General features: G+C 63.7%; 25 protein-coding genes and 1 pseudogene. 17 read left to right on the plus strand and 9 right to left on the minus strand.

Translation table 11 applies throughout. From position 1 onward, the window contains the following. Positions 1 to 120 precede the first annotated feature (120 nt). The 4 genes from NKH06_RS10880 to NKH06_RS10895 all read right to left on the minus strand — a co-directional run bounded on the left by NKH06_RS10880 (position 121) and on the right by NKH06_RS10895 (position 2,760). Positions 121 to 639: a YcnI family copper-binding membrane protein gene (locus tag NKH06_RS10880; protein ID WP_023812487.1), complete on the minus strand. Its 519-nt coding sequence runs from the start codon at positions 637 to 639 to the stop codon at positions 121 to 123. A gap of 30 nt (positions 640 to 669) precedes the next feature. Further along, on the minus strand, positions 670 to 1,209 hold the full coding sequence (locus NKH06_RS10885) for a copper chaperone PCu(A)C (protein WP_352440836.1): 540 nt from the start codon (positions 1,207 to 1,209) through the stop codon (positions 670 to 672). 97 nt (positions 1,210 to 1,306) lie between these two features. Next, the gene (locus NKH06_RS10890; protein WP_352440835.1) at positions 1,307 to 1,663 is read right to left on the minus strand and encodes a DUF2946 family protein; all 357 of its coding nucleotides are present in this window, start codon (positions 1,661 to 1,663) and stop codon (positions 1,307 to 1,309) included. Between the two features lie 194 nt (positions 1,664 to 1,857). Next, entirely contained in the window at positions 1,858 to 2,760 is a 903-nt protein-coding gene (locus NKH06_RS10895; protein WP_023812484.1) for a GntR family transcriptional regulator, read from the minus strand. A gap of 226 nt (positions 2,761 to 2,986) precedes the next feature. Between NKH06_RS10895 and NKH06_RS10900 the strand changes: the two genes are divergently transcribed. The 6 genes from NKH06_RS10900 to NKH06_RS10925 all read left to right on the plus strand — a co-directional run bounded on the left by NKH06_RS10900 (position 2,987) and on the right by NKH06_RS10925 (position 10,626). Continuing rightward, the gene (locus NKH06_RS10900) at positions 2,987 to 4,492 is read left to right on the plus strand and encodes a UxaA family hydrolase (RefSeq protein WP_352728086.1); all 1,506 of its coding nucleotides are present in this window, start codon (positions 2,987 to 2,989) and stop codon (positions 4,490 to 4,492) included. A gap of 61 nt (positions 4,493 to 4,553) precedes the next feature. Beyond that, positions 4,554 to 5,552, plus strand: a complete 999-nt coding sequence (locus tag NKH06_RS10905; protein WP_023812482.1) for an aldo/keto reductase — start codon at positions 4,554 to 4,556, stop codon at positions 5,550 to 5,552. Positions 5,553 to 5,852: 300 nt separating this feature from the next. Continuing rightward, positions 5,853 to 6,845 carry an ABC transporter substrate-binding protein gene (locus tag NKH06_RS10910; protein WP_023812481.1) on the plus strand — a complete coding sequence of 331 codons (993 nt, stop codon included), beginning with the start codon at positions 5,853 to 5,855 and terminating at the stop codon, positions 6,843 to 6,845. Positions 6,846 to 7,027: 182 nt separating this feature from the next. Then, positions 7,028 to 8,581 carry a sugar ABC transporter ATP-binding protein gene (locus NKH06_RS10915; RefSeq protein WP_352893053.1) on the plus strand — a complete coding sequence of 518 codons (1,554 nt, stop codon included), beginning with the start codon at positions 7,028 to 7,030 and terminating at the stop codon, positions 8,579 to 8,581. Next, entirely contained in the window at positions 8,578 to 9,543 is a 966-nt protein-coding gene (locus tag NKH06_RS10920) for an ABC transporter permease (RefSeq protein ID WP_352555806.1), read from the plus strand. Before NKH06_RS10915 ends, NKH06_RS10920 begins: the two co-directional genes overlap by 4 nt. A 66-nt stretch (positions 9,544 to 9,609) precedes the next feature. Beyond that, entirely contained in the window at positions 9,610 to 10,626 is a 1,017-nt protein-coding gene (locus NKH06_RS10925; RefSeq protein ID WP_352893055.1) for a zinc-binding alcohol dehydrogenase family protein, read from the plus strand. Positions 10,627 to 10,900: 274 nt separating this feature from the next. On the opposite strand, the gene phnF is transcribed toward NKH06_RS10925, so the two are convergent. Next, a complete protein-coding gene (phnF, locus tag NKH06_RS10930) occupies positions 10,901 to 11,650 on the minus strand; it encodes a phosphonate metabolism transcriptional regulator PhnF (RefSeq protein WP_023812477.1) in 750 nt (249 codons plus the stop codon). 132 nt (positions 11,651 to 11,782) lie between these two features. On the opposite strand from phnF, the gene phnG reads away from it, so the two are divergent. The 3 genes from phnG to NKH06_RS10945 are packed head-to-tail and all read left to right on the plus strand — an operon-like array spanning position 11,783 to position 13,971. After that, positions 11,783 to 12,244 carry a phosphonate C-P lyase system protein PhnG gene (gene phnG / locus NKH06_RS10935; RefSeq protein ID WP_127297041.1) on the plus strand — a complete coding sequence of 154 codons (462 nt, stop codon included), beginning with the start codon at positions 11,783 to 11,785 and terminating at the stop codon, positions 12,242 to 12,244. After that, entirely contained in the window at positions 12,244 to 12,855 is a 612-nt protein-coding gene (gene phnH, locus NKH06_RS10940) for a phosphonate C-P lyase system protein PhnH (RefSeq protein ID WP_352893058.1), read from the plus strand. The genes phnG and phnH overlap by 1 nt, the downstream gene beginning before the upstream one ends. Positions 12,856 to 12,858: 3 nt before the next feature. Continuing rightward, on the plus strand, positions 12,859 to 13,971 hold the full coding sequence (locus tag NKH06_RS10945; RefSeq protein WP_352774972.1) for a carbon-phosphorus lyase complex subunit: 1,113 nt from the start codon (positions 12,859 to 12,861) through the stop codon (positions 13,969 to 13,971). 2 nt (positions 13,972 to 13,973) lie between these two features. Here the strand turns inward: NKH06_RS10945 and NKH06_RS10950 are convergent, their stop codons facing one another. After that, positions 13,974 to 14,177: a hypothetical protein gene (locus NKH06_RS10950; RefSeq protein ID WP_023812473.1), complete on the minus strand. Its 204-nt coding sequence runs from the start codon at positions 14,175 to 14,177 to the stop codon at positions 13,974 to 13,976. Positions 14,178 to 14,242: 65 nt separating this feature from the next. Between NKH06_RS10950 and NKH06_RS10955 the strand changes: the two are divergent. From NKH06_RS10955 to phnE (NKH06_RS10990), 8 genes and pseudogenes are all read left to right on the plus strand, one after another. Beyond that, positions 14,243 to 15,070: pseudogene (locus NKH06_RS10955) on the plus strand (alpha-D-ribose 1-methylphosphonate 5-phosphate C-P-lyase PhnJ); the annotation flags it as partial. A gap of 134 nt (positions 15,071 to 15,204) precedes the next feature. Beyond that, positions 15,205 to 15,981 carry a phosphonate C-P lyase system protein PhnK gene (phnK, locus tag NKH06_RS10960; protein WP_023760811.1) on the plus strand — a complete coding sequence of 259 codons (777 nt, stop codon included), beginning with the start codon at positions 15,205 to 15,207 and terminating at the stop codon, positions 15,979 to 15,981. Between the two features lie 322 nt (positions 15,982 to 16,303). After that, entirely contained in the window at positions 16,304 to 17,011 is a 708-nt protein-coding gene (gene phnL, locus NKH06_RS10965; protein WP_023812471.1) for a phosphonate C-P lyase system protein PhnL, read from the plus strand. Next, positions 17,008 to 17,625, plus strand: a complete 618-nt coding sequence (locus NKH06_RS10970; RefSeq protein ID WP_128306073.1) for a DapH/DapD/GlmU-related protein — start codon at positions 17,008 to 17,010, stop codon at positions 17,623 to 17,625. Before phnL ends, NKH06_RS10970 begins: the two co-directional genes overlap by 4 nt. Positions 17,626 to 17,902: 277 nt before the next feature. Next, positions 17,903 to 18,760 carry a phosphonate ABC transporter ATP-binding protein gene (phnC, locus tag NKH06_RS10975; protein ID WP_352723354.1) on the plus strand — a complete coding sequence of 286 codons (858 nt, stop codon included), beginning with the start codon at positions 17,903 to 17,905 and terminating at the stop codon, positions 18,758 to 18,760. Between the two features lie 92 nt (positions 18,761 to 18,852). Next, complete coding sequence (gene phnD, locus NKH06_RS10980; protein ID WP_023812467.1) at positions 18,853 to 19,761, plus strand: phosphonate ABC transporter substrate-binding protein; 909 nt, start codon at positions 18,853 to 18,855, stop codon at positions 19,759 to 19,761. A 57-nt stretch (positions 19,762 to 19,818) separates the two neighbouring features. After that, positions 19,819 to 20,775 (plus strand): phosphonate ABC transporter, permease protein PhnE, encoded by a 957-nt coding sequence (phnE, locus tag NKH06_RS10985; protein ID WP_128306075.1) that lies wholly within the window; start codon positions 19,819 to 19,821, stop codon positions 20,773 to 20,775. A 2-nt stretch (positions 20,776 to 20,777) separates the two neighbouring features. Further along, positions 20,778 to 22,145 carry a phosphonate ABC transporter, permease protein PhnE gene (gene phnE, locus NKH06_RS10990; protein WP_352867432.1) on the plus strand — a complete coding sequence of 456 codons (1,368 nt, stop codon included), beginning with the start codon at positions 20,778 to 20,780 and terminating at the stop codon, positions 22,143 to 22,145. A 253-nt stretch (positions 22,146 to 22,398) separates the two neighbouring features. On the opposite strand, the gene NKH06_RS10995 is transcribed toward phnE (NKH06_RS10990), so the two are convergent. The 3 genes from NKH06_RS10995 to NKH06_RS11005 all read right to left on the minus strand — a co-directional run bounded on the left by NKH06_RS10995 (position 22,399) and on the right by NKH06_RS11005 (position 25,684). Further along, entirely contained in the window at positions 22,399 to 23,250 is an 852-nt protein-coding gene (locus NKH06_RS10995; protein WP_352868789.1) for a sugar phosphate isomerase/epimerase family protein, read from the minus strand. A gap of 40 nt (positions 23,251 to 23,290) precedes the next feature. Next, on the minus strand, positions 23,291 to 24,478 hold the full coding sequence (locus NKH06_RS11000; RefSeq protein WP_352868792.1) for a Gfo/Idh/MocA family protein: 1,188 nt from the start codon (positions 24,476 to 24,478) through the stop codon (positions 23,291 to 23,293). Between the two features lie 150 nt (positions 24,479 to 24,628). Beyond that, the gene (locus tag NKH06_RS11005; RefSeq protein WP_352679512.1) at positions 24,629 to 25,684 is read right to left on the minus strand and encodes a sugar phosphate isomerase/epimerase family protein; all 1,056 of its coding nucleotides are present in this window, start codon (positions 25,682 to 25,684) and stop codon (positions 24,629 to 24,631) included. Positions 25,685 to 25,849: the final 165 nt, after the last annotated feature.

Raw genomic sequence — 25,849 nt, forward strand, 5'->3', positions numbered from 1 at the left:
CCCCGCCCGCGTCGCGGTCTCTGTCCCCGCCGCTGTGTGGGGCGGGGGGGGGGCCTCCCCCCCCCGCCCCCCCCCAACCCCCCCCGCCCCCCCCCCCCCCCCCCCCCCCCGCCTTGGAGATCATTTCTTCGGCAACAGCTTGATGCCGGGTGCCGGGTTTTCCAGCGCGTCCTCATCCTGGCCGGCTGCCGGGATTTCGATCCAGCGGTCGGCGGCCCCATCGCATTCCTGCACAACCGGGAAGTAAAGCTTCTGGCCGACAGGGAGATCCGCCGTCAGCGTCGCGCGGAAGACGAACTCGTCGTAGAATTCATCTGGCAGGCTGCCGCCGCTCCAGTCGACCTCCTTGACCCCGTCGGCAACCGCCTGACCATAGAGCTGGTAGGATTTGTCGTACTTGCCCTTCTTGGTCTGCAGCGTCCAGCCAGGCTTCGGCATCGGCTTCACCGCGATCACCCCTTCCGGAATCTGCACGCGCACGGCGATCGTCGCCTTGCCCTCGCAACCATGCGGCACGCGCAAAACGGCCTTGTAGGTCGACCCAACGGCCGCTTCCTGCGTTTCGAACGTGATATGCGCGAAGGCGGCACTGGTTCCGAGCACGAGAAGTACTGCGGCCGACAAAAGATACTTGTTCATGATGGTCCCTCAAATTTCAAACTGGCCGGGTCAATTGGCGTGATCGTCCATGGCGCCACCGCCCATGCCTTCGACAGCGAAATCGACGCTGACGGCGCCGGCCTTTTCGAAGGTCAGGGTAGCGGAGAACTTTTCGCCCTGTTTGGGTTGCCGCTTCAGGCCGATGAACATCAAATGATAGCCGCCAGGCGCAAGGGCTACCTTGCCGCCGGCCGGAATTTCCAGGCCGCCGGCAACCGGCCGCATGGTCATGACGCCGTCCTTGACGCCCATCTGATGCAGCTCGGCCTTTTCAGAGACATCGGAGGAAATCGACACCAGCCGGTCCGGCGCACTGCCGTTGTTGGTGATGGTGAAATAGCCGCCGGCGACCTTGGCGCCGGCCGGCGTGGCGCGCGACCAGGGGTGGCCGATTTCGAGATCGCCAACCTTGAACTCATGCGCGAGGACGGACTGGGCGCCTGTGAACAGCAGCGCAAGAGCCAGCACGGCAATGCCGACACGCTCTTCGATGCCGCGTAGAATGCCGCCGGGCATAAGACGCGCGGCGTCAGGGAAAAAATAGGACATGGTTGCTCCATGAAGTGAAGGTCGCGCCGTTGCCGGTCGCGAGCAGTTTGATCTTTGGATGGGTACGCCCACGAAAGGTTCCGCCGGGCAAACAGGCTCAGGCCGTCAGCGGCGGCGCACGCGGGTTCGACGGCGAGCGCTCACGCGCAAAGTCGAGATGGATGACCGCCGGAAAAACAAAGGCGACCGTTTTGAAGGAAAGGCTGCCCAGCGCCAGGCCAGCACCGGGCGGCGGCGCAAAGGCCGCCGAAACCATGCTGCAGCCGAGCACGCAGCATGCCGGAAGATGGGACGGCGGCTGGTTGTCTCCGGGAAGCTGGGTTGCGCCCTCATGGGTGCAGATGACGTTGCCGAAGGCGTCGAGCTGCGATGCATTGGGACTGGTGCCGAAGGCGAATGCTCCGAGCGTCGACTGGAGCAACAGCAGATAGGCCGCGACCAGCGCGACCGGCATGCTCCACCGTCTCCTCGATACGCCCAAAGCCCTGCCTCTTAGCAGCAATGAACCATATCTAGCACGGCGCCGGCGGGTGGAAAATCGCCAAATCGCCGCGGCGCCAACGCGGCAGGCTCAATGCATGTCGCCCAAAAGTATAGCGGTTTTGGGACAACGACATGCATGAACAAGACACTGAACCGCGATGCGGTTCAGGATTTTTGCAGCGACCGGCTCTCCGGGATCGAGGTCAGCAATGTCTGGCGCGCCGACTTCAGGTGCTTGCGGCAAGCGGCGTCGACCTTGCCGAGATCGCGTGATTTCAGCGCCTCTATGTAGACCAGATGCTCACCGATCGCGACTTCGTTGCGCTCGCGTTCCTGCGCCTTGTTCCACTGGTAATGGTAGTGGAAGATCATGGCGATGACATCGTAGAAATCGACGATGAAGCGGTTGCGCGACGCCCGGTGGATGAGCCGGTGGAAGCGCTCGTCGAGTTCGGAGAACTCGGTGAAGCGGGTGGCGATGTCGTTTGCCAACTGGCGATGCTCGTCTTCCAGACGGTCGAGATCGGTCCAGACCGCGCTGTCCTGCGGTAAAACGGCAAAGGCAGCCGCCGAGCGCAGTTCGAACATTTCGCGGATTTCGGTCAGCTCCAGCGCGAAGGCGCGGGTAAAACCCTTCAGCACCCAGTGACTGTTGCGACGCTTCTCGATCAGGCCGAAGCGGGAGAAGCGGATCAGGAACTCGCGCACGCTGGTGGTGCCGACGCCGATCTCACGCGCCAGTTCGAGTTCGTTGATCTGCATGCCGGCTTCGGCACCGCCGGCGAGCAGCCGACGCATGAACGACCGTTCGATGATCTCGGCCAGCGTGTCGGTCTCCTCCTCGGGGAAGAAATCATCGGGACGCGTCTCGCGCAGCACCGTCTTGGCGCGCTTGTTCCAGGCGATCAGCCCAGTCTCTTCCATGCGCGCCAGAATGGTGCGCACCGTGGTACGGCTGACGCCAAGCAAGGTACCCAGTTCCGGCTCCGAAGGCAGGCTGCGCGTTTCGTCGAGCAGCCGCAGGCAGCGGTTGTAGGCATCCTTGTAGACGTTGTTGCTCTTCGACATCCCTGATCCGTTGCACCCGTCGCTTGCCGCGGCCGGTTTGAAGCGCGATATGACGTTCCCATGGCCCTGAAAAGCGAATTCGCTTTCCGGAACACCCAAGGCATGCGGAACTCCCCGGTGAAAAAACAATTGACGCAAAACTGTTTTTTCACGATAAAAGACAATATCTCTAAACAGACGCGTGTCAATCCGTCCGCGTAACCCAGGATCACCCAGGAAACCGCCCGTGAACGCCTCCAACTGCATTCTTCTGTCCCCCGCCGACAATGTCGCCGTCGCCAACGGCCGCATCGAGATCGGCACCGCGCTGCCGGGCGGTGCCGTCGCCAGTGTGTTGATCGAGCCCGGCCACAAGGTGGCGATCAAGCCGATCGCCGCCGGCGAGGCCGTGGTGAAATACGCCCAGGCGATCGGTCGCGCGACACAGGATATTGCGGCGGGCGAGCACGTGCATTCGCACAATCTGGTTTTCGAATCCGGCCGCTTGCCGGTCGTGCCGCCGAGCGAGGCCGAGCACGCGACGGAGGCCGACCGCGCCCGCACCTTCATGGGCTATCGCCGCGCCGATGGCCGCGCCGGCACGCGCAACTTCATCGGCATCGTCGCCAGCGTCAATTGCTCGGCCACCGTCTGCCATTCCATCGCCGACACCGCCAACCGCACGCTTTTGCCGAAATACCCCGGCATCGACGGCTTCGTGCCGATCGTGCACGGCCAGGGCTGCGGCATGAGCGGCACCGGCGACGGCATGATGGTGCTGCACCGTACACTCGCCGGCTACGCCCGCCACCCGAATTTCGGCGGCGTGCTGATGGTCGGCCTCGGCTGCGAGGTCAACCAGCTCACCCTCTACGGCCAAAAGGGCGTCGCTGCCGGCAAGCGCCATTTCAACATCCAGGACGCCGGCGGATCGCGCAAATCGGTGGAAAAGGCGATGGGCGTGCTGGCCGAGATCGCCGAGGAAGTCGGCCAGCTGAAGCGTGAGCCGATCCCGGTCAGCGAGATCGTCGTCGGCCTGCAATGCGGCGGCTCCGACGGCATGTCGGGCATTACAGCCAATCCGGCGCTGGGCGCGGCTGTCGATATCCTGGCTGGCGTCGGCGGCATCGGCATCCTCTCCGAGACGACCGAGATCTATGGCGCCGAACATCTGCTTGCTTACCGCGCGGCAACGCCGGAGATCGCGCAGAAGCTCGACGGCTTCGTGAAATGGTGGGAGGACCATGTCGCCAAGCACGGCGCCTCGATCGACAACAATCCCTCGCCCGGCAACAAGCGCGGCGGCCTCACCACCATCCTGGAGAAGTCGCTCGGCGCGGTCGCCAAGGGCGGCCAGACGCCGCTCAACGGCGTCTTCGGCTACGCCGAAAAAGTCACTGGCAGCGGCCTGGTGTTCATGGACACGCCCGGCTACGACCCGGTTTCGGCGACCGGCCAGGTGGCGGGCGGCGCCAACGTCATCGTCTTCACCACCGGCCGTGGCTCCTGCTTCGGCTGCCGTCCGACGCCGTCGATCAAGGTCGCCACCAACTCGACGATGTACCACCAGATGGAAGAGGACATGGACGTCAATTGCGGCGTCATCGCCTCGGGTGAAAAGACCATCGCCGGCATGGGCCGCGAGATCTTCGAACTGATCGTCGAAACGGCTTCCGGCCGCAAGACCAAGAGCGAGGACTTCGGCTACGGCGACAACGAGTTCGTGCCCTGGCATCTGGGCGCAACACTTTAGATTTTACTGATATAAAGTAGACTGCGCGCCGGCCAGTTGGCTGGCCACGGGGAGGTTGTGCATGGAAAGACGCCGCATCGGCCAGACAGCGCTGGAAGTCACCGAGGTCAGCTTTGGCGGCGCTGCACTTGGCGGCCTTTACCGCGCCTGTTCGCGCGAAGCGGCGATGGAGACGCTGCAGGGCGCCTGGGATGCCGGCCTGCGCTATTTCGACACCGCACCCTTTTACGGTTTCGGACTGTCGGAGCGCCGCTTCGGCGACTTCCTGCGCTACAAGCCGCGCGATTCCTATGTGCTGTCGACCAAGGTCGGCCGGCTGTTCCGCCCGGTGTCGGAGGATCAGGTTCCCGATCACTCCTATGTCGATCCGCTGCCCTTCGCGCTCGACTACGACTATTCCTACGACGGCATCATGCGGTCGGTCGAGTTCAGCTATGCGCGGCTTGGCCTAAACAGGATAGACATCCTGTTTGTCCACGACATCGGCGCCTACACCCATGGTGTTGAGAAGACCAAGCTGCACTTTCGCGACCTGATGGACGGCGGCCTCAAGGCACTCGAAGAGCTGAAACGGTCCGGCGTCATTTCCGCCTATGGGCTTGGCGTCAACGAGGTGCAGATCTGTCTGGACGTGATGCGCGAGGCGCCGCTCGACTGCATCCTGCTTGCCAGCCGCTATTCCTTGCTCGACCGCAGTGCCGAAGCGGAGTTGCTGCCCCTATGCCGGGCGCGGCAGACCTCCTTGGTCATTGGCGGCGTGTTCAACTCCGGCATCCTGGCGACCGGGCCGGTGCAAGGCGCACATTTCGACTACCGCCCTGCCAGCCATGACGTGCTCGACCGCGTCGGCGCAATGGAAAGGATCGCCGCCGAGGGTGGCTATCCGCTCGCCGCCGCCGCGTTCCAATTCCCCTTGCATGAACCTGCCGTCGCCACCGTGCTGACCGGCACCGCCAAGCTGGCGAACCTGACGCGTAACCTCCAACTGCTCGACATCGACGTGCCGGAGACGGAATACGCCAGATATCGTCCCCACACGCTGGTGCAGGAGCTGGCGTGAAACTTCATATTCTTGCGGTCACACGAAGGAATGAATATTCCATGTTGACGAAATGTTGGAATTAATATTCCATACATTCCCAGAACGGAACGGAAGCGTGACGGCGTCAATGGGGAGCAGCGCGGTGGATTTGCTTCTGCCAGACCTCGCAAGGACTGATCAAACACCGCTTGCATCGATCTGTTCGATGCATTATCAAAACATGGCAATTGTTTTTTATTGATAAAGTTCTGTTTGGGCCACGCCTATCCGGACGGAGCTTCCGTAACGTTCACCGGGCGACTTTAGGGAGGAAACCTCATGAAATTCGCGACCAGCATTCTCAACCGCCGCGCCGTCATGGCGCTGGCAGCAGCTTCGATGCTCGCCGGCGTCATGCATTCGGCGCCGGTTTCGGCGGCGGACGTCACCATTCCGATCATCGTCAAGGACACCACGTCCTTCTACTGGCAGATCGTTCTGGCCGGCGCCCGCAAGGCCGGCAAGGATCTCGGCGTCAACGTGCCGGAACTCGGTGCCCAGGCTGAAACCGACGTCAACGGCCAGGTCTCGATCCTCGAGAACGCCGTTGCCAGCAACCCGGCGGCCATCGTCATTGCGCCGACCGAGTTCAAGGCGCTTGGCAAGCCGATCGATGAAGCCGCTGCCAAGGTCAAGGTCATCGGCATCGACTCCGGCGCCGACTCCAAGGCCTTCACCTCGTTCCTGACCACCGACAACGTCCAGGGCGGCCGCGTCGCTGCCGACGGCCTCGCAGCCGCCATCGGCGCCGCCAACGGCGGCAAGATCGAGGGCGACGTCGCCCTGATCACCAACGCACCGGGCGCAGGCTCGCTCGAACAGCGCAAGCAGGGCTTCACCGAACAGCTGGCCGCCAAATATCCGGGCCTCAAGCTGGTTGCCGACAAATACGCCGACGGTCAGGCCACCACCGGCCTCAACATCGCCACCGACCTGATCACCGCCAACCCGAACCTCAAGGGCATCTTCGCTTCCAACCTGATCATGGCGCAGGGCGTCGGCCAGGCTGTCGCGGAAAACAGCCTTGGCGGCAAACTGGCGCTGGTCGGTTTCGACAGCGACGAGAAGCTGATCAAGTTCCTCAACGACGGCGTCATTTCCGCCCTCGTCGTCCAGGATCCGTACCGGATGGGCTATGACGGCATCAAGACCGCACTCGCCGCCTCCAAGGGCGAGAAGGTCGAAGCCAATGTCGACACCGGCGCCAATCTGGTGACCAAGGACAACATGAAAGACCCCAAGATCGACGCGCTGCTCAATCCGAAGCTCTGAGCCGTCGCATCCGCAATCGTCTCCGGGGCACCTCGCCCCGGAGACACAAGCTGCCGCACAAACGGCTTGGCAATCCGCACGCCTGAGCTAGGCTGTTTTCGAGGCATATCCTTGCCTCGCCGCGTGCCAATCGTGAGGCCAGCCTGGGGAGCCATCGGGGAGGCCAATCTGGGAGGATTGTCATGATTTCGACGGCGCAGGAACTGCATCCCACACCCGTTCTGGAACCGGGGCGGACCATCCTCGAATTGCGCGGGCTGGAGAAGCGCTATCCCGGCACCCACGCGCTGAAGCCGGTCGACCTCGCCTTCAAGTCCGGTGAGATCCACGCCATCGTCGGCGAGAACGGCGCCGGCAAATCCACGCTCATCAAGCTTCTGACCGGCGTCATGCCGCGCACCTCCGGAGAGATCGCCTGGGAGGGCCAGCCGGCCGCCCTGGCGACGCCGCACGAGGCGATGGCGCTCGGCATCAATGCCGTGCACCAGGAAGTCGTGCTGTGCCGTCACCTGACTGTCGCCGCCAACATGTTCCTCGGCGAGGAGAATTCACGCTTCGGCATCCTGCAGCAGCGCGCTATGGTCAGGCAAGCGCAGACGATCATCGACGACCTCGGCTTCGACCTGCCGGCGCATGTCACGCTCGGCGACCTGACCATCGGCCAGCAGCAGCTGATAGCCGCCGCCCGCGCCACCGTGCGCGGCACCAAATTCCTGATCTTTGACGAGCCGACCGCCTACCTCACCCGCAAGGAGGCCGACCAGCTCTTCACCCTGATCCGTCGGCTGAAGGGCGAAGGCGTGACCATCATCTACATCAGCCACCGCATGGAGGAAGTGTTCGAGCTCGCCGACCGTGTTTCCGTGCTGCGCGACGGCACGCTGGTCGGCACCCGCAACATCGCCGAGACCAACGATGCCGAACTGGTCAAGATGATGATCAACCGCTCGATCGAGCAGGTCTATCACAAGGAGCATTTCACGCCGGGCGCCGCCATCATCGAGGCGAGGAACCTGTCCGGCAAGGGCTTCGAGAATGTCTCGATGACGGTACGCGCCGGCGAGATCGTCGGACTCTATGGCCTGATCGGCGCCGGACGCAGCGAGTTCGTCACCACGCTTTACGGCCGCCACCGCAAATCCGCCGGCCAGATCTTCTGGGACGGCAAGGAGGTGCAGGTCAATTCCGAACATGACGCGATCAAGCTCGGCCTGGCGCTGGCGCCGGAGAGCCGCCGCGACCAGGGCCTCTGCCTCAACCTGCCGGTCGGCTTCAACCTGAACCTCCCGATCTACAAGCGTATCTCGAACAATCTGCTGATTTCGAGCACGCAGGAGAAGACGCAAGCCGATCGCCAGATCGCCGATCTGCGCATCAAGACACCGACGCGCGGCGCGCTGGCATCCAGCCTGTCGGGCGGCAACCAGCAGAAGATCGTCATCGGCAAATGGCTGGCGCACGGCGCCAAGCTGTTCATCTTCGACGAACCGACGGTCGGCGTCGATGTCGGCACCAAGGCCGAGATCTACCGCCTGTTCGGCGCACTTTTGTCAAAGGGCGCCGGCATCATCCTGATCTCGTCCTATCTGCCGGAAGTCTATGAACTCGCCGACACGCTGCATGTGTTCCGGCGCGGCAAACTGGTGGCGACGCACGGTTTTCACGCCGCCAGCCACGAGGATATTCTCACTCAGGCGCTCGCCGAGAAACAAGAAAAGCTGGGAGGACAAATATGAGCACCGAGGCGATTGCCATCGAAAAACCGAAGCGCAACTATAATGTCCTGTTTGGGCTGACGCTTCTGGCGCTGCTGGTTCTGCTCTGGATCCTTCTCTCCGTGGCGACGACGAGCTTCGCCTCCGCCAACAACATGGCCAATCTCTTGCGCCAGGGCTCGATGATCGCCATCATGGCGGTCGGCCAGACCTTCGTCATCATCACCGGCGGCATCGACCTGTCGGTCGGCGCCGTGGTCGGTTTCGCCACCGTGGTCGTGGCCATGATGATCAATGCCGGCTTCCCCATCTGGCTCGCCATTCTGGTGACGCTGCTGGTCGGCGTCGCCATCGGCATGTTCCACGGCTTCGGCATCGTCAAGATGGGCCTGCCGCCCTTCATCATCACGCTGGCGACGCTGACCTCGCTGCGCGGCATCGGCCTTTTGATGACCAACGGCAATTCGATCAACATCAACAGCGACACCTTCACCGCCTTCTCGCGCAATTCCTTCATCGGCATCCCCAACCTGTTCTGGATGGTGATCCTGGTCGGCATTCCGGCCTATATTTTCCTGCACCACAGCCGCTGGGGCCGATACCTGTTTTCGGTCGGCTCCAACGCCGAGGCCTCGCGCCTGTCCGGCGTCAATGTCCAGCGCACCATCTACATGGCCTACACGCTGTCGGGCCTGTGCGCCGCCTTTGTCGGCGTGCTGCTGGCGGCCCGCATCGGCATCGGCAACCCGACGCAGGCCGAGGGCTGGGAGCTGCAGGCGATCGCGTCTTCGGTCATCGGCGGCACCTCGCTGTTCGGCGCCGTCGGCTCGGTGCATGGGCCGCTGCTCGGCGCCTTCATCCTGGCCACCATCAACAACGGCGCCAACCTGCTCAACGTCAACTCTTTCTGGCAGCGCATCATCACTGGCGCGCTGATCATCATCATCGTCTACTTCGACGGCCTGCGCCGCCGCGGCAAGTAGCGATCCCGCAATCAACCGCCGGCCCGCCACACCAACGGGCCGGCGATTTCATGACTGGATTAGCGCATGAAAGCCGTCCTCTGCCGTTCGCCCGGCGATCTTGTCCTTGAAGACCGGCCCGCACCAGAGGCACCGCCTCCCGGCTGGGCGCTGGTGGCGGTCAGCCATGTCGGCATCTGCGGCACCGACTACCACATTTTCGAGGGCAAGCACCCGTTCCTCGCCTATCCCCGCATCATGGGCCATGAGGTGTCGGGAACGATCGTCGAGGCCGGCGACGGCGTCGATCTTGCCGTTGGTGAGCCCGTGGTGATCAACCCCTATCTTTCCTGCGGCAAGTGCATCGCCTGCCGGCACGGCAAGCCCAATTGCTGCGTCAGGATCGAGGTCTTGGGCGTGCATCGAGACGGCGCCATGTGCGAACGGATTCTGGTGCCGGCGCAAAATCTCTATCCCGCCAACGGCCTGTCGCTGGCCGACGCCGCCGCAGTCGAGTTCCTGGCCATCGGAGCGCATGCCGTGCGGCGCGCTCGCGCCGACCCTAACGCCCGCACGCTGGTCATCGGCGCTGGCCCGATCGGGCTCGGTACCGCCATCTTCGCCCGCATCGCCGGGCTCGACGTGACGCTGCTCGACATGAGCAGTGAAAGGCTCGCCTTCGCCGCGAACGAGCTTGGTTTCCAGACCCTCGACGGCTCGCGCGGCGCGGTGCCCGATCTGGTCAAGGGAGCGACATCAGGCGAAGGCTTCGATGTCGTCTTCGACGCCACCGGCAACACCCAGTCGGTGCAGTCGGCCTTCGCCCATGTCGCGCATGGCGGAACGCTGGTGCTGGTCTCCGTCGTCAAGGACGACATCAGCTTTTCCGATCCGGAATTCCACAAACGCGAGATGACGCTGATCGGCAGCCGCAACGCGCTGCGCGCCGACTTCGATCACGTCGCCGCCTCGATCCGCAACGGCGCCGTGCCCCTGGCCAAGCTCGTCACACACCGCACCACACTCGCCGACACGCCGCATGATCTGGCTCGTTGGGCACACGAGAAATCGGGCCTGATCAAGGCTGTGATCGAGGTCGGATAGAGGCGCCTGTTCGACACGAATTCGGAGATCGTTGAGCGCCCAACTTGGTAGATCTGATGCTTTGGCGACTAGCCGCAACATCCATCGCTTCGTCATCCTATGGCGGAGCAAGGAGCGAAGCGGCGCAGACCATAGGATCCATGCCGTGACCTGAGAGCGTTGCTTCGGTGCAGAATTCTGCGCCGCTGCGCTCTTCGCCCGAGATCGCGGCATGGATCCTTGGGTCTCCGCGACGGAGCTGCGCTCCTGCTTCGCCCAAGGATGACGACGTTAGCTACAGCGCCGACAGCTTCAGCTCCACCCGTTCGGCCGGGAAGCGCGACTCGGAAAACTGGATCGGCTGGCCGTCCGGCGTCACGTTGACGGCAACCGTGACCAGCACGATGGCGCCCGGCAGCAGGTCGAGGTCGGCAAGGTCCGCCGCATCGGCATGGCGCGCCGACAGCACGGTCGATTGCCGGAGATAGTCGTCGATGCCGAAACGCGCCAGCGATGCGGTGATCGAGCCGGTTTGCGCCATCGCGGCATCGATGCCGGCAAAGCGCCGGGCCTCGAACCAGCCGGCAGCACGCGACACCGGCCGTCCGTCGGCTTCGCCGCGCGTTTCCAACCGGATCACATCGGCTCCCCTGGCAAGGCCAAGGCCCTCGGCGACGCGCTGGCTGGCCGGCTCGATCGACGAGGCGAGCAGGACGATGTGCCGTTCCGTCGTTTGCCCTTGCAGCCCTGTCGAAAAGCGTGTGCGCGCGCCGATCGGATAGGACAGCCGCTTGCGCGACAGTACGAAGGTGCCGCGCCCCTGCTCGGCCCGCAGCACGCCTTCCCTTACAAGGGCCGATATGGCGCTGCGCACCGTGTGACGGTTGACGCCATAGCGTTCTGCCAGCGCCACCTCCGGCGGCAACGCTGCATTCTCCGTGAAATCGCCGATCGCGATCGCATGCAGGATCTTGTCGGCGATCTGCCGCCACAGCGAAACGCCACTGCGCCGCTCGATGCTGTCCGCTGCCAGCCGCCCGACTATCATTGCCCCAACCTTCCAGCGCCCAGTCTTATATCGCTGTCATCCACCCGTCATGGACACGCGTTAGATAATAGGTATAATTTGTATAGTTGTCTATATCAATAGACAAATTGACAAAGAGGAATGCTGCTGATGCGAGGACAGGAAGCCCGCGACCAGGCCGAGCGCAAGGCCGCCATGGCGACACTGGCGCAATCCAGCGGCGATGACATCGTCCGGCTCTGGAACCAAGCCGGGCTGCCTTCGGACGCCGAGTTGCTGCGCGGCCCTGAAACCGGCCTGGTCACCCTGCGCGGGCGCATCGGCGGCGGCGGCGCTCCCTTCAATGTCGGCGAGGCGACCGTCACCCGCGCCACCGTCCGGCTGCCCTCCGGGCAGGTCGGCCATTGCTATGCGCTTGGCCGCGACAAGCAGAAGGCGAAGCTGGCGGCCATTGCCGACGCGCTGTGGCAGGACCCTGCCCGCCGCAATGAGGTCGAGACCGGACTGATAGCGCCCCTGCGGTCGGCTCTGACCGCAGCGCATGAAAAACGCCGCGCCGAGACGGCGGCAACGAAGGTGGATTTCTTCACCATGGTTCGCGGAGAAGACTGATGGACATTGCAGCGCAATCGATCGAGGGCGGTTTCGCCGATCCGGTCTTCAACGCCCAGACCGTGTTCCGCGCGGTCATGGACGCAATGGCGCGGCCAGGCAGCGTGCAGCCGCTGCCGGCCTTCGCCCGCCCGCCGGCGCCGCTCTCGGCGACCGCCGGCGCCATCGCACTGGCGCTGTGCGATAACGACACCCCGCTCTGGCTCGACCAGACCCTGCAAGCTTCCACCGCGATCAGACCCTGGCTTGGGTTCCACACCGGCGCGCCCGTGGCCAACACACCGGCCGATGCGCATTTCGCCTTCATCGCGGCCCCGGCCGAGATGATGTCGCTCGATGGTTTTTCGCAGGGCACGCAGGACTATCCCGACCGTTCGACCACGCTGATCCTGCAAGTCGGCGATCTCGTGTCCGGCACGCCGCTGTTGCTCGAAGGTCCCGGCATCGAAACCAGCGCCACGATCGCGCCGGCACAGATGCCGCGCCATTTCGTCGAGCAGTGGAAGCAGAATAACCAGCGCTTTCCGCGCGGCGTCGACATCATACTCGCCACATCAGATGGCATTGTCTGCCTGCCGCGCACGACGCGCATCAAGACAATGGAGGCGTAAAAAATGTATGTCGCGGTAAAAGGTGGCGAAGCCGCAATCGCCAACGCCCACAGCCTGCTTGCCGACCGCCGACGCGGCGACCGTTCGGTGCCGGCCCTTCGCCTCGACCAGATCGTCGAGCAGCTGGCGCTCGGCGTGGATCGGGTGATGAGCGAAGGCTCGCTCTACGACCGTGAGTTGGCGGCACTCGCAATCGTCCAGGCGCGCGGCGACCTGATCGAGGCGATCTTCCTGGTGCGCGCCTATCGCACCACGCTGCCGCGCTTCGGCTACACCAGGCCCATCGACACCGCCGGAATGCTGGTCGAGCGGCGCGTGTCGGCGACCTATAAGGACCTGCCCGGCGGCCAATTGCTCGGGCCCACATTCGACTACACCCACCGGCTGCTCGATCCCGAGCTTGCCGCCGGCGCCGACGTCGCCGAGCCCTTGCGGCGCGAGACGGAAGCGCAAGCCATGCCGCGCGTATCGGCGATCCTCGCCCGCGAAGGCTTGATCGAACCGGACGGCGACATGCCGCAGGACCATGTCCCCGGCGACATCACCCGCGAGCCGCTGGAATTCCCGATGGCGCGCGACATCCGCCTGCAGGCGCTGTCACGCGGCGACGAGGGCTTTTTGCTGGCGCTCGGCTATTCCACCCAGCGCGGCTATGCCCGCAACCATCCCTTCGTCGGCGAGATCCGCATCGGCGAGGTCGAGCTTGAGCTCGACGTGCCCGAACTGCCCTTCGCTGTCCCGCTCGGCACTGTCCGCGTCACCGAATGCCAGATGGTCAACCAGTTCAAAGGCTCAGCCAAGGCGCCGCCGCAGTTCACCCGCGGCTACGGCCTGGTCTTCGGCCAGAGCGAGCGCAAGGCGATGGCGATGGCGCTTTGCGACCGGGCGCTGCGCGCCTCCGAACTCGGCGAGGATGTCGTCGCCGCCGCGCAGGACGAGGAGTTCGTCATTTCGCATTCCGACAACGTCCAGGCGACCGGCTTCGTCGAACATCTGAAGCTGCCGCACTATGTCGACTTCCAGGCCGAACTCGACCTCGTGCGCCGCATGCGCGCCGAATACGACGCCCGCGGAAATGCCGACATGCTGGAAGACAAGAAGGAGGCGGCGGAATGAGCCTAGTCGCCCGACCCGCCATCACCGCCACCGCTGTCGTGCGAATGGTCGCCATGCCCGCCACTGTAGCCGCCGCCGATGCCAACGCTCTCGCCATGCGCGCCTTCCCTGGCTGCGGGAAAAACCATTCTTCGGAGGATAAACGCGACCACGCCGACGAACGCCAGCAGCAGAATTCCGATATGCAGCCAAGCGGTCTGGGTCATCCGATTTCGCCCCTGTTTCCGCGTCCTGGACGCCAATTCAATAGCACAATGTGGATGTGATCGCCATGACCGACATCGCCACCTACAACTTCGCCTATCTCGACGAGCAGACCAAAAGGATGATCCGCCGGGCGATCCTCAAGGGCATCGCCATTCCCGGCTACCAGGTGCCGTTCGCCTCGCGCGAAATGCCGATGCCCTATGGCTGGGGCACCGGCGGCGTCCAGGTCACCGCTTCAATCATCGGCCCCGATGATGTCTTGAAGGTGATCGACCAGGGTGCCGACGACACCACCAACGCAGTCTCGATCCGTGCCTTCTTCAAGAAGGTCGCCAACGTCGCGGTGACCACCGACACAGCCAGCGCCACCATCATCCAGACCCGTCACCGCATCCCCGAGCGTCCGCTGACGGCGGGCCAGGTGCTTGTTTATCAGGTGCCTATCCCTGAGCCGCTGCGCTTCCTTGAACCGCGAGAGACCGAAACGCGCAAGATGCATGCGCTGGAGGAATACGGCCTCATGCATGTCAAGCTCTACGAGGACATCGCCAAACACGGCCGCATCGCCACCACCTATGCCTATCCGGTCAAGGTCGAGGGCCGCTATGTGATGGACCCGTCGCCGACGCCGAAATTCGACAATCCCAAGATGCATCGCTCACCGGCGCTGCAGCTGTTCGGCGCCGGCCGCGAAAAGCGCATCTATGCGGTGCCGCCGTTCACCGACGTGGTCAGCCTCGACTTCGAGGATCATCCGTTCGAGGTGCAGACCTTCGACCAGCCCTGCGCGCTGTGCGCGGCCGAGAATGTCTATCTCGACGAGGTCATCCTCGACGACCATGGCGGCCACATGTTCGTCTGCTCGGACACAGACCATTGCGAGAAGCGGCGCAACGCCCCTACCTCCCCCTTGTGGGGAGGTCGCGCCGAAGGCGCGGGGGGTCTTGACCAATCTACGGCCCACTCAACCCCCACCCCGGCGCTGCGCGCCGACCCTCCCCACAAGGGGGAGGGTAAGGAGAAGCAATGACCGACGAACCGCTGCTGCGCGTCTCGGCACTTTCCAAATTCTACGGCTCGCGCGTCGGCTGCGACAACGTCTCCTTCGACCTGTGGCCGGGCGAAGTCCTGGCTGTGGTCGGCGAGTCCGGCTCCGGCAAGACGACATTGCTCAACTGCCTGTCGACGCGGCTGCTGCCCTCCTCCGGCACCGCCAGCTACCGCATGCGCGATGGCCAGTTCCGCGAACTCTACCGCATGAGTGAGGCCGAGCGCCGCTTCCTGATGCGCACCGACTGGGGGTTTGTCCACCAAAACCCGGCCGACGGCCTGCGCATGACGGTATCGGCCGGCGCCAATGTCGGCGAGCGGCTGATGGCGGTCGGCGACCGCCACTACGGCAAGATCCGCGCCACCGCGGTCGACTGGCTGTCGCGCGTCGAGATCGACGAGGACCGCATCGACGACGAACCGCGCGCCTTTTCCGGCGGGATGCGCCAGCGCCTGCAGATCGCCCGCAACCTCGTCACCGGCCCGCGTCTGGTGTTCATGGACGAACCGACCGGCGGCCTCGATGTCTCGGTCCAGGCGCGCCTGCTCGATCTGTTGCGCGGGCTGGTCACCGATCTCGGCCTGGCGGCCATCGTCGTCACCCATGACCTTGCCGTGGCGCGGCTGTTGTCGCAGCGCATGATGGTGATGAAGGACGGCCGCGTCGTCGAAAGCGGCCTCACCGACCGCGTGCTCGACGACCCGCGCGCGCCCTACACCCAGTTGCTCGTTTCCTCGATTCTGCAGGTTTGACGATGAAGTCTCAAAGCGCGTGTTCGCGAAACCTTGGCGCGAGGCACCCCCCTCTGGCCTGCCGGCCATCTCCCCCGCAAGGAGGGAGATCGGCTGTCCCTGCTGCGTTCACCAATTACCAAGGCTGCAAGAAAAGCGCCGCGAGTGAAGCTGCCAATCTCCACCCTTGCGGGGGAGATGGCCGGCAGGCCAGAGGGGGGTGCCTCGCGCCGACACCTCGCAAACACCCGCTTCGAGATTTCACCGTTATTCCGCACATGCAATTCCATTGGCCAGAGGGGGGTGCTGGCCCGCAAACCAACAGCGATTGGAGGACCTTCTGATGCCGACGCCCCTCGTTGTCTCAGACGTCGCCAAGAGCTTCACCATGCATCTGCGCGACGGCATCAAATTGCCTGTTATCGCCGGTGTCTCGTTCTCGATCAGGGCCGGCGAATGCACCGTGCTCGGCGGCCCGTCCGGTGCCGGCAAGAGCTCGATCCTGAAGATGCTCTACGGCAACTACGCCGTCGACGAAGGCCAGATCATCGTCAGCCACGATGACGGGCTGATCGACCTCGCCACTGCCAGCCCGCGCACCGTGCTTGCCGTGCGCCGGCAAACGATCGGCTATGTCAGCCAATTCCTGCGCACCGTGCCGCGCGTTTCGGCGCTGGATGTCGTCGCCGAACCGCTGGTCGAGCGCGGCGAGGATCGCGAGATTGCCCGCGGCAAGGCACGCGCCTTGCTGGCGCAGCTCAACCTGCCGGAGAAACTCTGGGCATTGCCACCTGCGACCTTCTCCGGTGGCGAGCAGCAGCGCGTCAACATCGCACGCGGCTTCATCACCGAGCATCCGATCCTGCTGCTCGACGAGCCGACCGCCTCGCTCGACGCCAAAAACCGCGATGTCGTGATTGAACTCATCGCCGCCAAGAAGGCGGCTGATGTCGCGCTGCTCGGCATCTTCCATGACCACGACGTACGCGAGGCGGTTGCCGACCGCATCATCGACGTCACCGCTTTCGCTCCCGGAAAAATCGCCGCATGACCAGGAAATTGTCCGAGACGCCGCTGGTCCATCCGACGGCGGATGTGCAGAATTCGACGCTCGGCCGCTGGACCGAGATCGCCGACCGCAGCCGGGTGTCGGAAAGCGAGCTTGGCGACTATTCCTACATGATGCAGGACTGCGCCGTCTGGTGCGCGACGATCGGCAAGTTCGCCAACATCGCCGCCAGCGTGCGCATCAACGCCACCAACCACCCGACCTGGCGGCCAACGCTGCACCATTTCACCTATCGCGCCTCGGACTACTGGGACGACGCCGAGCACGAGACAGAATTCTTCGCCCAGCGTCGCGCCAGGCGAGTCACCATCGGCCACGACACCTGGCTCGGCCACGGCTCGACCATCCTGCCCGGCGTCACCGTCGGTGACGGCGCGGCGATCGGCGCCGGAGCCGTCGTCTCGAAGGACGTCGCCCCCTACACCATCGTCGCCGGCGTGCCGGCCAAACCGATCCGTGAGCGCTTCGACCGCCGCACCGCCGACCGTTATCAGGCGCTTGCCTGGTGGGACTGGGATCATGCCAGGCTGCGCGCTTCGCTCGACGATTTCCGGGAACTATCGGCCGAGGCCTTCCTGGAAAAATACGAAGGATAATTCTTCACATCATCGTCATGGCAGCCACATGGCAGGACCTGTTCGATGACTCTCTCAAGCTTTTTCGAGCAGCAGGCTCCCGTGATCGAAATCAAAACTCCCGCCTTCTGCGGCTTCAGGGACATGGAGCACTTCGAGGACCTGCTGGCCCTGGGCCGGCCATAACTCCACACCTGTGGAGCGTAACAAAACTGACATCACCGCGACACGGCAGGTTCATGTGGCTGCGTTAGGCGAGTGCCTGACGATCAATATGGTCCAGACTGGAACCTGCCCCATGTCAGCAAATTCCGCCACGCTCGAAATCCGCGGTGTCAGCCGCCGATTTGGTAAGAACACCGCCGTCAGCGACATCAACATTGCGATCCCGCAGGGTCAGATGGTTGGCATTATCGGCCGTTCGGGCGCCGGCAAATCGACCCTTCTTCGCATGATCAACCGTCTCATCGATCCCAGCCAGGGATCGATCTTTTTTGACGGCGCCGAGGTTTCCCAGTTGCGCGGCTCGCCGCTGCGGCGCTGGCAGCGTGACTGCGCCATGATCTTCCAGCAGTTCAACCTGGTGCCGCGCCTCGACGTGCTGACCAACGTGCTGCTCGGCAAGCTGAACCACCGTTCGACCATCACCAACCTGTTCGGCATGTTCTCGCGCGCCGAATGCGCCGAGGCGGTCGCGGCACTCGAGCGGCTCGACATTGCCCGCATCGCGCTGCAGCCCGCAGGCACCTTGTCGGGCGGCCAGCAGCAGCGCGTCGCCATTGCCCGCGCCATGATGCAGCAGCCCAAAGTGATCCTCGCCGACGAGCCGATCGCCTCGCTCGACCCGCTCAACGCCAAGGTGGTGATGGATTCGCTGCAGGACATCAATCTGCGCGACGGCATCACCGTCGTCACCAATCTTCACACGCTGGACACCGCCCGCACCTACTGCAACCGCATCATCGGCATGGCCGCCGGCAAGGTCGTCTTCGACGGCCCGCCGGAAGAACTCAACCGCGAGGCCGTGCGTCTCGTCTACGGCGCCGACAGCAATGGCCAGGAAATCTCCGAGGCCATCACCTCGACCAGCGTTGCCTTCAGCCGAAAGATCGCCGCATCCGCCGGACCGCTCGAGCCCGCATTCCCGGGATACTGAGAGCGGCCTGGATCGACAGCCCGCGTCAAGGGCACCTGTCAAAATCGAGAACGCTGCCGGCGCGGGGCCGGAACCTACAGGAGAGATTACAGATGTTCAGGAAGATGGTTTTCAGCGCCGTTTCGGTGCTCGCCATGGCGACCAGCATGGCCCAGGCCGCCGACATGAAGGAATTTCGCGTCGGCATCCTCGGCGGCGAAAACGAAACCGACCGGCTGCGCAACTACCAGTGCCTCGCCGACCATCTGAAGGCCGAATTCGGCTTCGAAAAGGTTTCGCTGTTCCCCGCCGCCGACTATGACGGCGTCATCCAGGGCCTGCTTGGCGGCACGCTCGACTTCGCCGAACTCGGCGCTTCCGGCTACGCCAGCATCGCTCTCAAGGACCCGAAGGCGGTCACCCCGATCCTCACCACCCAGCAGACCGACGGCGCCACCGGCTACTATTCGATCGGTCTGGCGCTGAAATCCTCGGGGATCACCGATATCAAGTCGGCCAAGGGCAAGAAGCTCGGCTACGCCGATCCGGATTCGACCTCCGGCTATCTGATCCCGCTGACCCAGATCCCGAAGGACACCGGCGCTTCGAACGAAACCTTCTTCGCTTCGACCCAGTTTAACGGCGGCCACGAGAACAACGTTCTGGCCGTGCGCGACGGCAAGGTCGATGTGGCGGTGGACGATTCCTCCGGTATCGGCGACTTCAAGGACGGCTACACCTCGGGCACCTTCCACAAGGAAGTCGCCAAGGGCGCCGTCGACCCCAACGACTTCGTCGAAGTCTGGCGCTCGGGCCTGATCCCGAACGGCCCGCTGGTCGTGCGCACCGCGCTCGGCGACGAAATGACCGCCAAGCTCGCCGACTTCTTCACGCAGTTGCCGAAGAAGGACAAGGCTTGCTTCGAAGGCGTCGAAGGCGGCGACTTTACCGGCTACGTCCCGGTCAAGGCGGACTTCTACAACGTCATCGTCGAAGCCCGTAAGGCAGCCATTGGCGGCTAACGGCGAAATCAGGAAGGGCGGCGTCGAGAAAACGCCGCCCTTCTTGCATGTCCGATCATGACCCTTTCCGTGACAGCCCCTTCCGGCGCCACTCACCAGATGGCCGACGCCTGGCGTCGCCAGACGTCCTTGCGCCGGCTCTACACCGCCATCGGTGTCGGCCTTCTCATCATCGCGCTTGGCAGCACCATGTGGTTCGCCGACGAGGCCAATGCCGGGCATTTCTTCGACCGGTTGCCGCATTTGCTGGACTTCCTGAGCTGGCTCGTCCCCAAGGACTGGAACGATGTCTGGCGGGCGATGTTCGATATCGCTTCCCCGCATGACACCGGCACCCAGGAATTCAACTTTCCGCTTGGCCGCTCGTATGTCTGGGACAGCTTCTACATCCCCGAATATTTCGAGCTGATGCTGACCACGCTCAACGTGGCGTTGGTCTCGACCTTCATCGGCTTCGTCTTCGCCGTGCCGTTCTCCTTCATCGCGGCGCGCAATTTGACGCCGCATCCGGTGCTGAGGCTGATCGTCAAGCGCCTCATGGAACTGCTGCGCGCCTTTCCCGAGATCGTCATCGCGGGCCTGTTCGCCGCCATCGTCTCGATCGGCCCGATCGCCGCCATCATCGCCATCGGCCTGCATTCGATCGGCGCGCTGGGCAAGCTGTTCTACGAGATCAACGAGAATATCGACATGCGCGCCGAAGAGGGCCTGAGGGCTGTCGGCGCCAACTGGTTCGAGCGGGTGCGCTTTGCCGGCCTGCCGCAGGTGCTGCCCAACTTCATGTCCTACACGCTGCTGCGTGTTGAGATAAATGTCCGCATTTCCACCATCATGGGCGCGGTCGGCGGCGGCGGCATCGGCGAGGAGTTGAAGCTGTCGATATCGCGCGGCTTCGGCGCCAAGACGATAGCCCTCGTGCTGCTCCTGTTCACGACGATCTTCATCGTCGACCAGTTCTCCGCCTGGCTGCGCCGCAAGCTGGTCGGCGAGCAGGCCTTCGTGGTGGGGGCTTGACCATGGCTGCCTTGACCGCCGATCAAATCCAGTCGATCGAAGAGCGCTTCCCGCAGGTGTTCCAGCAGCCGTTCCACAAGCGCTTCGGGCCGCTGATGCTGCTTGGCGGCATCTTCCTCTACCTGCTCTATGCCCTGTGGTTCTTCAACCTGCCGCAGGTCATGCGGGAATCGCACTGGGAGCGGCTGCCGCTGTTTCTGACCCAATGGATCAGCTACGACGTGCAGCCGATCTTCCGCCTCGACGAAACGCGGATCACCGCCAAATATCCACGCTTCTCGGTGCTCGGCCCGAACCCAGATCCGGACTGGGTCAAGACCAATGCCGATGGTTCGGTGACGGTCCTTATCGACGGCGCCGCCAAGTCGGTCACCTTCAGCAAGACGCAAGCGACGATAACTGCCAATGGTGAGACCGTTGCGGTCGCGCTAGGCAGCGGCAAGCCGCTGATCTCCGGATCGGTTCCCGGCTGGATCACCGCGCATGAAGATGAGGTCGTCGCCGACATGGGCTTTGCCGGCGAGGCCCGCGTCGCCGTTGACCGCGTCAGGATCCGAAAGCGATTTCTCGGCTGGGCAAACTTCGTCTTCGACACCCGCTCGCCCTTCTTCGGCAAGTCGGCAAGCGAAGTCGCCTCGCTGATCGTCTCCGGACCGGAACTGAAACCAGGCACGTCCAATCTGGCGCTGGCCGGCGACAACATCTGGAACAACGCCCAGTGGCAGCATGGCGATGTCTGGACGAAGCTCTTGCAGACCATCGTCATGGCCTTTCTCGGCACCATGCTTGGCGGCATCGTCGCCTTTCCGCTGGCCTTCTTCGCCGCCCGCAACATCACGCCCAGCCGGCTGGTCAACCAGGTGCTCAAGCGCTTCTTCGACTTCATGCGTTCCATCGACATGCTGATCTGGGCGCTGTTCTTCACCCGTGCCTTCGGGCCGGGACCGCTGGCGGGCAGTGCAGCCATCTTCTTCACCGAGATCGGCACGCTCGGCAAAACCTATTCCGAGGCGCTGGAGAACATCGACGACAAACCGCGCGAGGGTATTACCTCGACCGGAGCCAACGGCCTTCTGGTGCAGCGCTACGGCGTGCTGCCGGAAGTGGTGCCGGTGTTCATCAGCCAGACGCTCTACCAGTGGGAATCCAACACCCGCGGCGCGACCATCATCGGCGCTGTCGGCGCCGGCGGCATCGGCCTGAAGCTGTGGGAAGCGATGCGCACCAACTCCAACTGGGCCAACGTGTTCTACATGGTGCTGCTGATCCTGGCCGTTGTCTTCATCTTCGACAACATCTCCAACTTCCTGCGCCGCCGGCTGAGCCAGACGATCCACGACTACAACAGGATCCAGGCCGAGCAGGGGTAGGCGCCGGCTGCCGTCTCATGAGAAGCCGGCGGGACAGCACCCCCCTCTGTCCTGCCGGACATCTCCCCCGCAAGGGGGGAGATCAGATGTCCGTCGGCCTTCGCTAGTCTCCAGCGTTGGAAGGAAGGCGCCGCCAGCGGAACCGCCAATCTCCCCCTTGCGGGGGAGATGTCCGGCAGGACAGAGGGGGGTGTGAAGGAACGCGGCGGCAGGTGTTGGGCGGCTTCGCTCAGTCCCACTATAAGGAAGGCGCCTACGCCGCCTTCTTCCACCCATTTTTGATATGCTTATACCCTTCCCGATAGACCGCTTCCGGTGTCTCGGAAAAATCGCGCCACACCTTGGTTGCCGCCGCCAAATCTTTCAGCGAACGGCCGAACGCTTCGATCGTCAGCCAGTCGTTATAGCCGCTCTTGCGGATGGCCGAGAATGTTTCCTTCCACGGAATGTTGCCGCGCCCCGGCACGCCGCGATCGTTCTCCGAAATATGGATATGCACGACATTCCGGCGGTGTTTCGTGTAGGCGCCGATCGGGTCGGCCTCCTCGATATTGGCGTGGAAGGTGTCGTACATCGCCTTGATGTGCGGCCGGTCGATGGCGTCGATATGCTCAGACAAATCAGCCATCGTGTTGAGGAGATAGCATTCGAAGCGGTTCAGCGCCTCGAGCCCGATGGTGACGCCCTTGTTGCCGGCATGGTCGCCGATCGCCCGCTGCGAGGCGACGGAGCGCTTTTTCTCGGCAGCGGTCGGTCCGGAGCCGGAAAACGACCCGAGCGTCGAATGCAGCGGGCCACTCAGCGTGTCGGCGCCAAGTGCCTGCGCGCAGTCGATCGCCCATTTCATGTAATCGACACCGGCCTTGCGCGTCGCCGCGTCGGCCGAGATCAAATTCATCCCTGGATCGCCCATGGCCGAAACAGCGGTCCGCTCCAGTCCGATGCGGTCGAGCAGATCGCCGAGTTTTTTATAGTCGTCCGGCGTGCCGGCGAAGATCGGTATCTCAATGCCATCGAAACCGGTTGCCTTGATGTCGCGCAGCAGTGGCTCGTGTGTCTTCGACACGGCCGTCGTCCATAAGAACATGCACATGCCGATTTTCATCGACGCCCCCTCCCCTTGGATCCCCCGGACCGCCTCTATTTCAGAGCTTCGTCCACGCCCCATTCTTCTTCGACGACTTCACGCAGGCCTCGATGAAGGCCATGCCCTCGACGCCGTCCTGGATGGTCGGGAAGACGACGGCCTTGGCCGGCTTGCCGCCCTTGCGGCGTGCCGCGCGGATGGCGCGCGCGGCCTCCTGGTAGATGTTGGCGAAACCTTCGAGATAGCCCTCGGGATGGCCTGACGGCACGCGGCTGACACGGCCCGCCACCGGCAGCGCGCCGGCGCCATTGCGGGTGATCAATTGTTTCGGCTGGCCGAACGGCGTGTACCAGAGATAGTTCGGGTCGGCCTGCACCCATTCCAGCCCACCCTTCGAGCCATAGATGCGCAGCTTCAGCCCGTTCTCATGGCCGGGCGCCACCTGGCTTGCCCAGATCATGCCCTTGGCCGGATGCGTCTTGCCGATAGGCTTGAAGCGCAGCATGACGTTGACGTTGTCGTCGAGTAGCCGGCCCGGCACGAAGGCGTCGAGATCGGCCGACAGGGAGTCCAGTTCCAGCCCCGAGACGAAGCGGGCGAGGTTGTAGGCATGCGTGCCGATATCGCCCAGCGCACCGCCGGCGCCTGCCTGCTTGGGGTCGGAGCGCCACGCCGCCTGCTTCTGGCCTGTCGCGGCCAAATCCTCGGTCAGCCAGTCCTGCGGATATTCGGACTGCACGATGCGGATGTCGCCGAGCACACCCTTGGCGACCATTTCGCGTGCTTGCCGGATCATCGGATAGGCGGTGTAGTTGTGCGTCAGCACGAACACCTTGCCGGTCTTCTCGACTATCGCGGCAAGCTTTTTCGCTTCGGCGAGCGTCGTCGCCAGCGGCTTGTCGCAGATGACGTGGATGCCGGCCTCGAGGAAGGCTTTTGCCGCCGGCACATGGACATTGTTGGGCGTGACGATGGCCACTGCCTCGATGCCGTCGGGGCGCTTCGCCTCGGCCATGGCCATCTCGGCATAGGATGCATAGCTGCGTGCGGGGTCGAGCCCCAGTTCGGCGGCCGAGGCCTTGGCACGGGCCGGGTCGGCTGACAAAGCACCGGCAACCAGCACGAAATCATTGTCCAGCCGCGCCGCGATCCGGTGCACCGCGCCGATGAAAGCGCCTTGCCCGCCGCCGACCATGCCATAGCGGATCGGGCCGCCTCCCGTTTCCGACTTCGATGCGCCGACCATATCTTGCTCCTCGCTGTTGCTCACCTCCCCCTTGAGGGGAGGTCGATCCGCGCAGCGGATCGGGTGGGGTCGTTGAGGCAGAGCTCGGCATGAACCGACCCCTCCCGGCCCTTCGGGCCACCCTCCCCTCGAGGGGGAGGGGAAACCGCGTCAGATTCCCATCATGGCGCGCAGCAACTTCTTGTCGGTAGCGCCGCCGGCGAAGTCGTCGAATGCCTTTTCCGTCACCCGGATGAGGTGATGCTCAATGAAAGGCGCGCCCTCGGCCGCACCATCCTCCGGATGCTTCAGGCAGCACTCCCACTCCAGCACCGCCCAGGAATCGTAGCCATACTGGGTGAGCTTGGAGAAGATGCCGCCGAAATCCACCTGTCCATCGCCCAGCGAACGGAAGCGCCCGGCGCGGTTGGTCCAGCTCTGATAACCGGAATAGACGCCTTGCCGGCCAGTCGGGTTGAACTCGGCGTCCTTGACGTGGAACGCCTTGATGCGCTCGTGATAGATGTCGATGAATTCTAGATAATCGAGCTGCTGCAGCAGGAAGTGCGACGGATCGTAGTTGATGTTGCAGCGCTTGTGGCCGCCGACCGCATCGAGGAACATCTCGAAGGTCGCGCCGTCGAACACATCCTCGCCGGGATGGATCTCGTAGCCTAAATCGACACCATTATCCTCATAGACATCGAGGATCGGCTTCCAGCGCTTGCCGAGCTCAGCGAACGCTTCCTCGATCAGCCCTGCCGGCCGCTGCGGCCAGGGGTAGAGGTAGGGAAAGGCCAGCGCTCCCGAGAAGCTGACCGAGGCCTTGAGGCCAAGGTTCTTCGAGGCCTTGGCCCCGAACTCCATCTGTTCGACCGCCCATTTTTGCCGTGCCTTGGGATTGTTGTGCACTGAAGCCGGCGCAAAGCCGTCGAACTGCGCGTCATAGGCAGGATGCACCGCCACCAGTTGCCCCTGCAGATGCGTCGACAGTTCGGTGATCTCGACGCCGGCATCCGCGCAGATGCCCTTCACCTCATCGCAATAGGCCTTGGAAGAAGCCGCCTTCTTGAGGTCGAACAGCCGCGCGTCCCAGGTCGGGATCTGCACGCCCTTGTAGCCGAGACCGGCCGCCCATTTGGTGATCGACGCCAGTGAGTTGAACGGCGCGGCGTCGCCCGCGAACTGCGCCAGAAACAGCCCGGGGCCCTTCATTGTCGTCGGCATCGGCATCCTCCCTCATTTCTCTCGCGACCGAGCATAGCGCCGATTGGAAACAGGGCCAGCCACTTTGGTCTTTTCTCAACGGGTGCTTGCACGCACCGCCATTCTGGTATTACCAAATGTGGAAATTTGGTCAAGCCATGCAATGCGCCGTCAAGACCCCAAAAT

It is taken from the genome of Mesorhizobium sp. M1342 (genome assembly GCF_040317955.1).
Classification (GTDB): domain Bacteria; phylum Pseudomonadota; class Alphaproteobacteria; order Rhizobiales; family Rhizobiaceae; genus Mesorhizobium.

Coding starts and splice junctions, on each gene's coding strand:
- phnH (WP_352893058.1), top strand. CDS start 12,244: ATGGACATTGCAGCGCAATCGATCGAGGGCGGTTTCGCCGATCCGGTC.
- NKH06_RS10920 (WP_352555806.1), top strand. CDS start 8,578: ATGAGCACCGAGGCGATTGCCATCGAAAAACCGAAGCGCAACTATAAT.
- NKH06_RS10925 (WP_352893055.1), top strand. CDS start 9,610: ATGAAAGCCGTCCTCTGCCGTTCGCCCGGCGATCTTGTCCTTGAAGAC.
- phnL (WP_023812471.1), top strand. CDS start 16,304: ATGCCGACGCCCCTCGTTGTCTCAGACGTCGCCAAGAGCTTCACCATG.
- NKH06_RS10895 (WP_023812484.1), bottom strand. CDS start 2,760: ATGTCGAAGAGCAACAACGTCTACAAGGATGCCTACAACCGCTGCCTG.
- phnE (WP_352867432.1), top strand. CDS start 20,778: ATGGCTGCCTTGACCGCCGATCAAATCCAGTCGATCGAAGAGCGCTTC.
- NKH06_RS10910 (WP_023812481.1), top strand. CDS start 5,853: ATGAAATTCGCGACCAGCATTCTCAACCGCCGCGCCGTCATGGCGCTG.
- NKH06_RS10905 (WP_023812482.1), top strand. CDS start 4,554: ATGGAAAGACGCCGCATCGGCCAGACAGCGCTGGAAGTCACCGAGGTC.
- NKH06_RS10945 (WP_352774972.1), top strand. CDS start 12,859: ATGTATGTCGCGGTAAAAGGTGGCGAAGCCGCAATCGCCAACGCCCAC.
- phnE (WP_128306075.1), top strand. CDS start 19,819: ATGACCCTTTCCGTGACAGCCCCTTCCGGCGCCACTCACCAGATGGCC.
- NKH06_RS10915 (WP_352893053.1), top strand. CDS start 7,028: ATGATTTCGACGGCGCAGGAACTGCATCCCACACCCGTTCTGGAACCG.
- NKH06_RS10890 (WP_352440835.1), bottom strand. CDS start 1,663: ATGCCGGTCGCGCTGGTCGCGGCCTATCTGCTGTTGCTCCAGTCGACG.
- phnC (WP_352723354.1), top strand. CDS start 17,903: ATGTCAGCAAATTCCGCCACGCTCGAAATCCGCGGTGTCAGCCGCCGA.
- phnD (WP_023812467.1), top strand. CDS start 18,853: ATGTTCAGGAAGATGGTTTTCAGCGCCGTTTCGGTGCTCGCCATGGCG.
- NKH06_RS11000 (WP_352868792.1), bottom strand. CDS start 24,478: ATGGTCGGCGCATCGAAGTCGGAAACGGGAGGCGGCCCGATCCGCTAT.
- NKH06_RS10995 (WP_352868789.1), bottom strand. CDS start 23,250: ATGAAAATCGGCATGTGCATGTTCTTATGGACGACGGCCGTGTCGAAG.
- phnG (WP_127297041.1), top strand. CDS start 11,783: ATGCGAGGACAGGAAGCCCGCGACCAGGCCGAGCGCAAGGCCGCCATG.
- NKH06_RS10950 (WP_023812473.1), bottom strand. CDS start 14,177: ATGACCCAGACCGCTTGGCTGCATATCGGAATTCTGCTGCTGGCGTTC.
- phnK (WP_023760811.1), top strand. CDS start 15,205: ATGACCGACGAACCGCTGCTGCGCGTCTCGGCACTTTCCAAATTCTAC.
- NKH06_RS10880 (WP_023812487.1), bottom strand. CDS start 639: ATGAACAAGTATCTTTTGTCGGCCGCAGTACTTCTCGTGCTCGGAACC.
- NKH06_RS11005 (WP_352679512.1), bottom strand. CDS start 25,684: ATGCCGACGACAATGAAGGGCCCCGGGCTGTTTCTGGCGCAGTTCGCG.
- NKH06_RS10885 (WP_352440836.1), bottom strand. CDS start 1,209: ATGTCCTATTTTTTCCCTGACGCCGCGCGTCTTATGCCCGGCGGCATT.
- NKH06_RS10970 (WP_128306073.1), top strand. CDS start 17,008: ATGACCAGGAAATTGTCCGAGACGCCGCTGGTCCATCCGACGGCGGAT.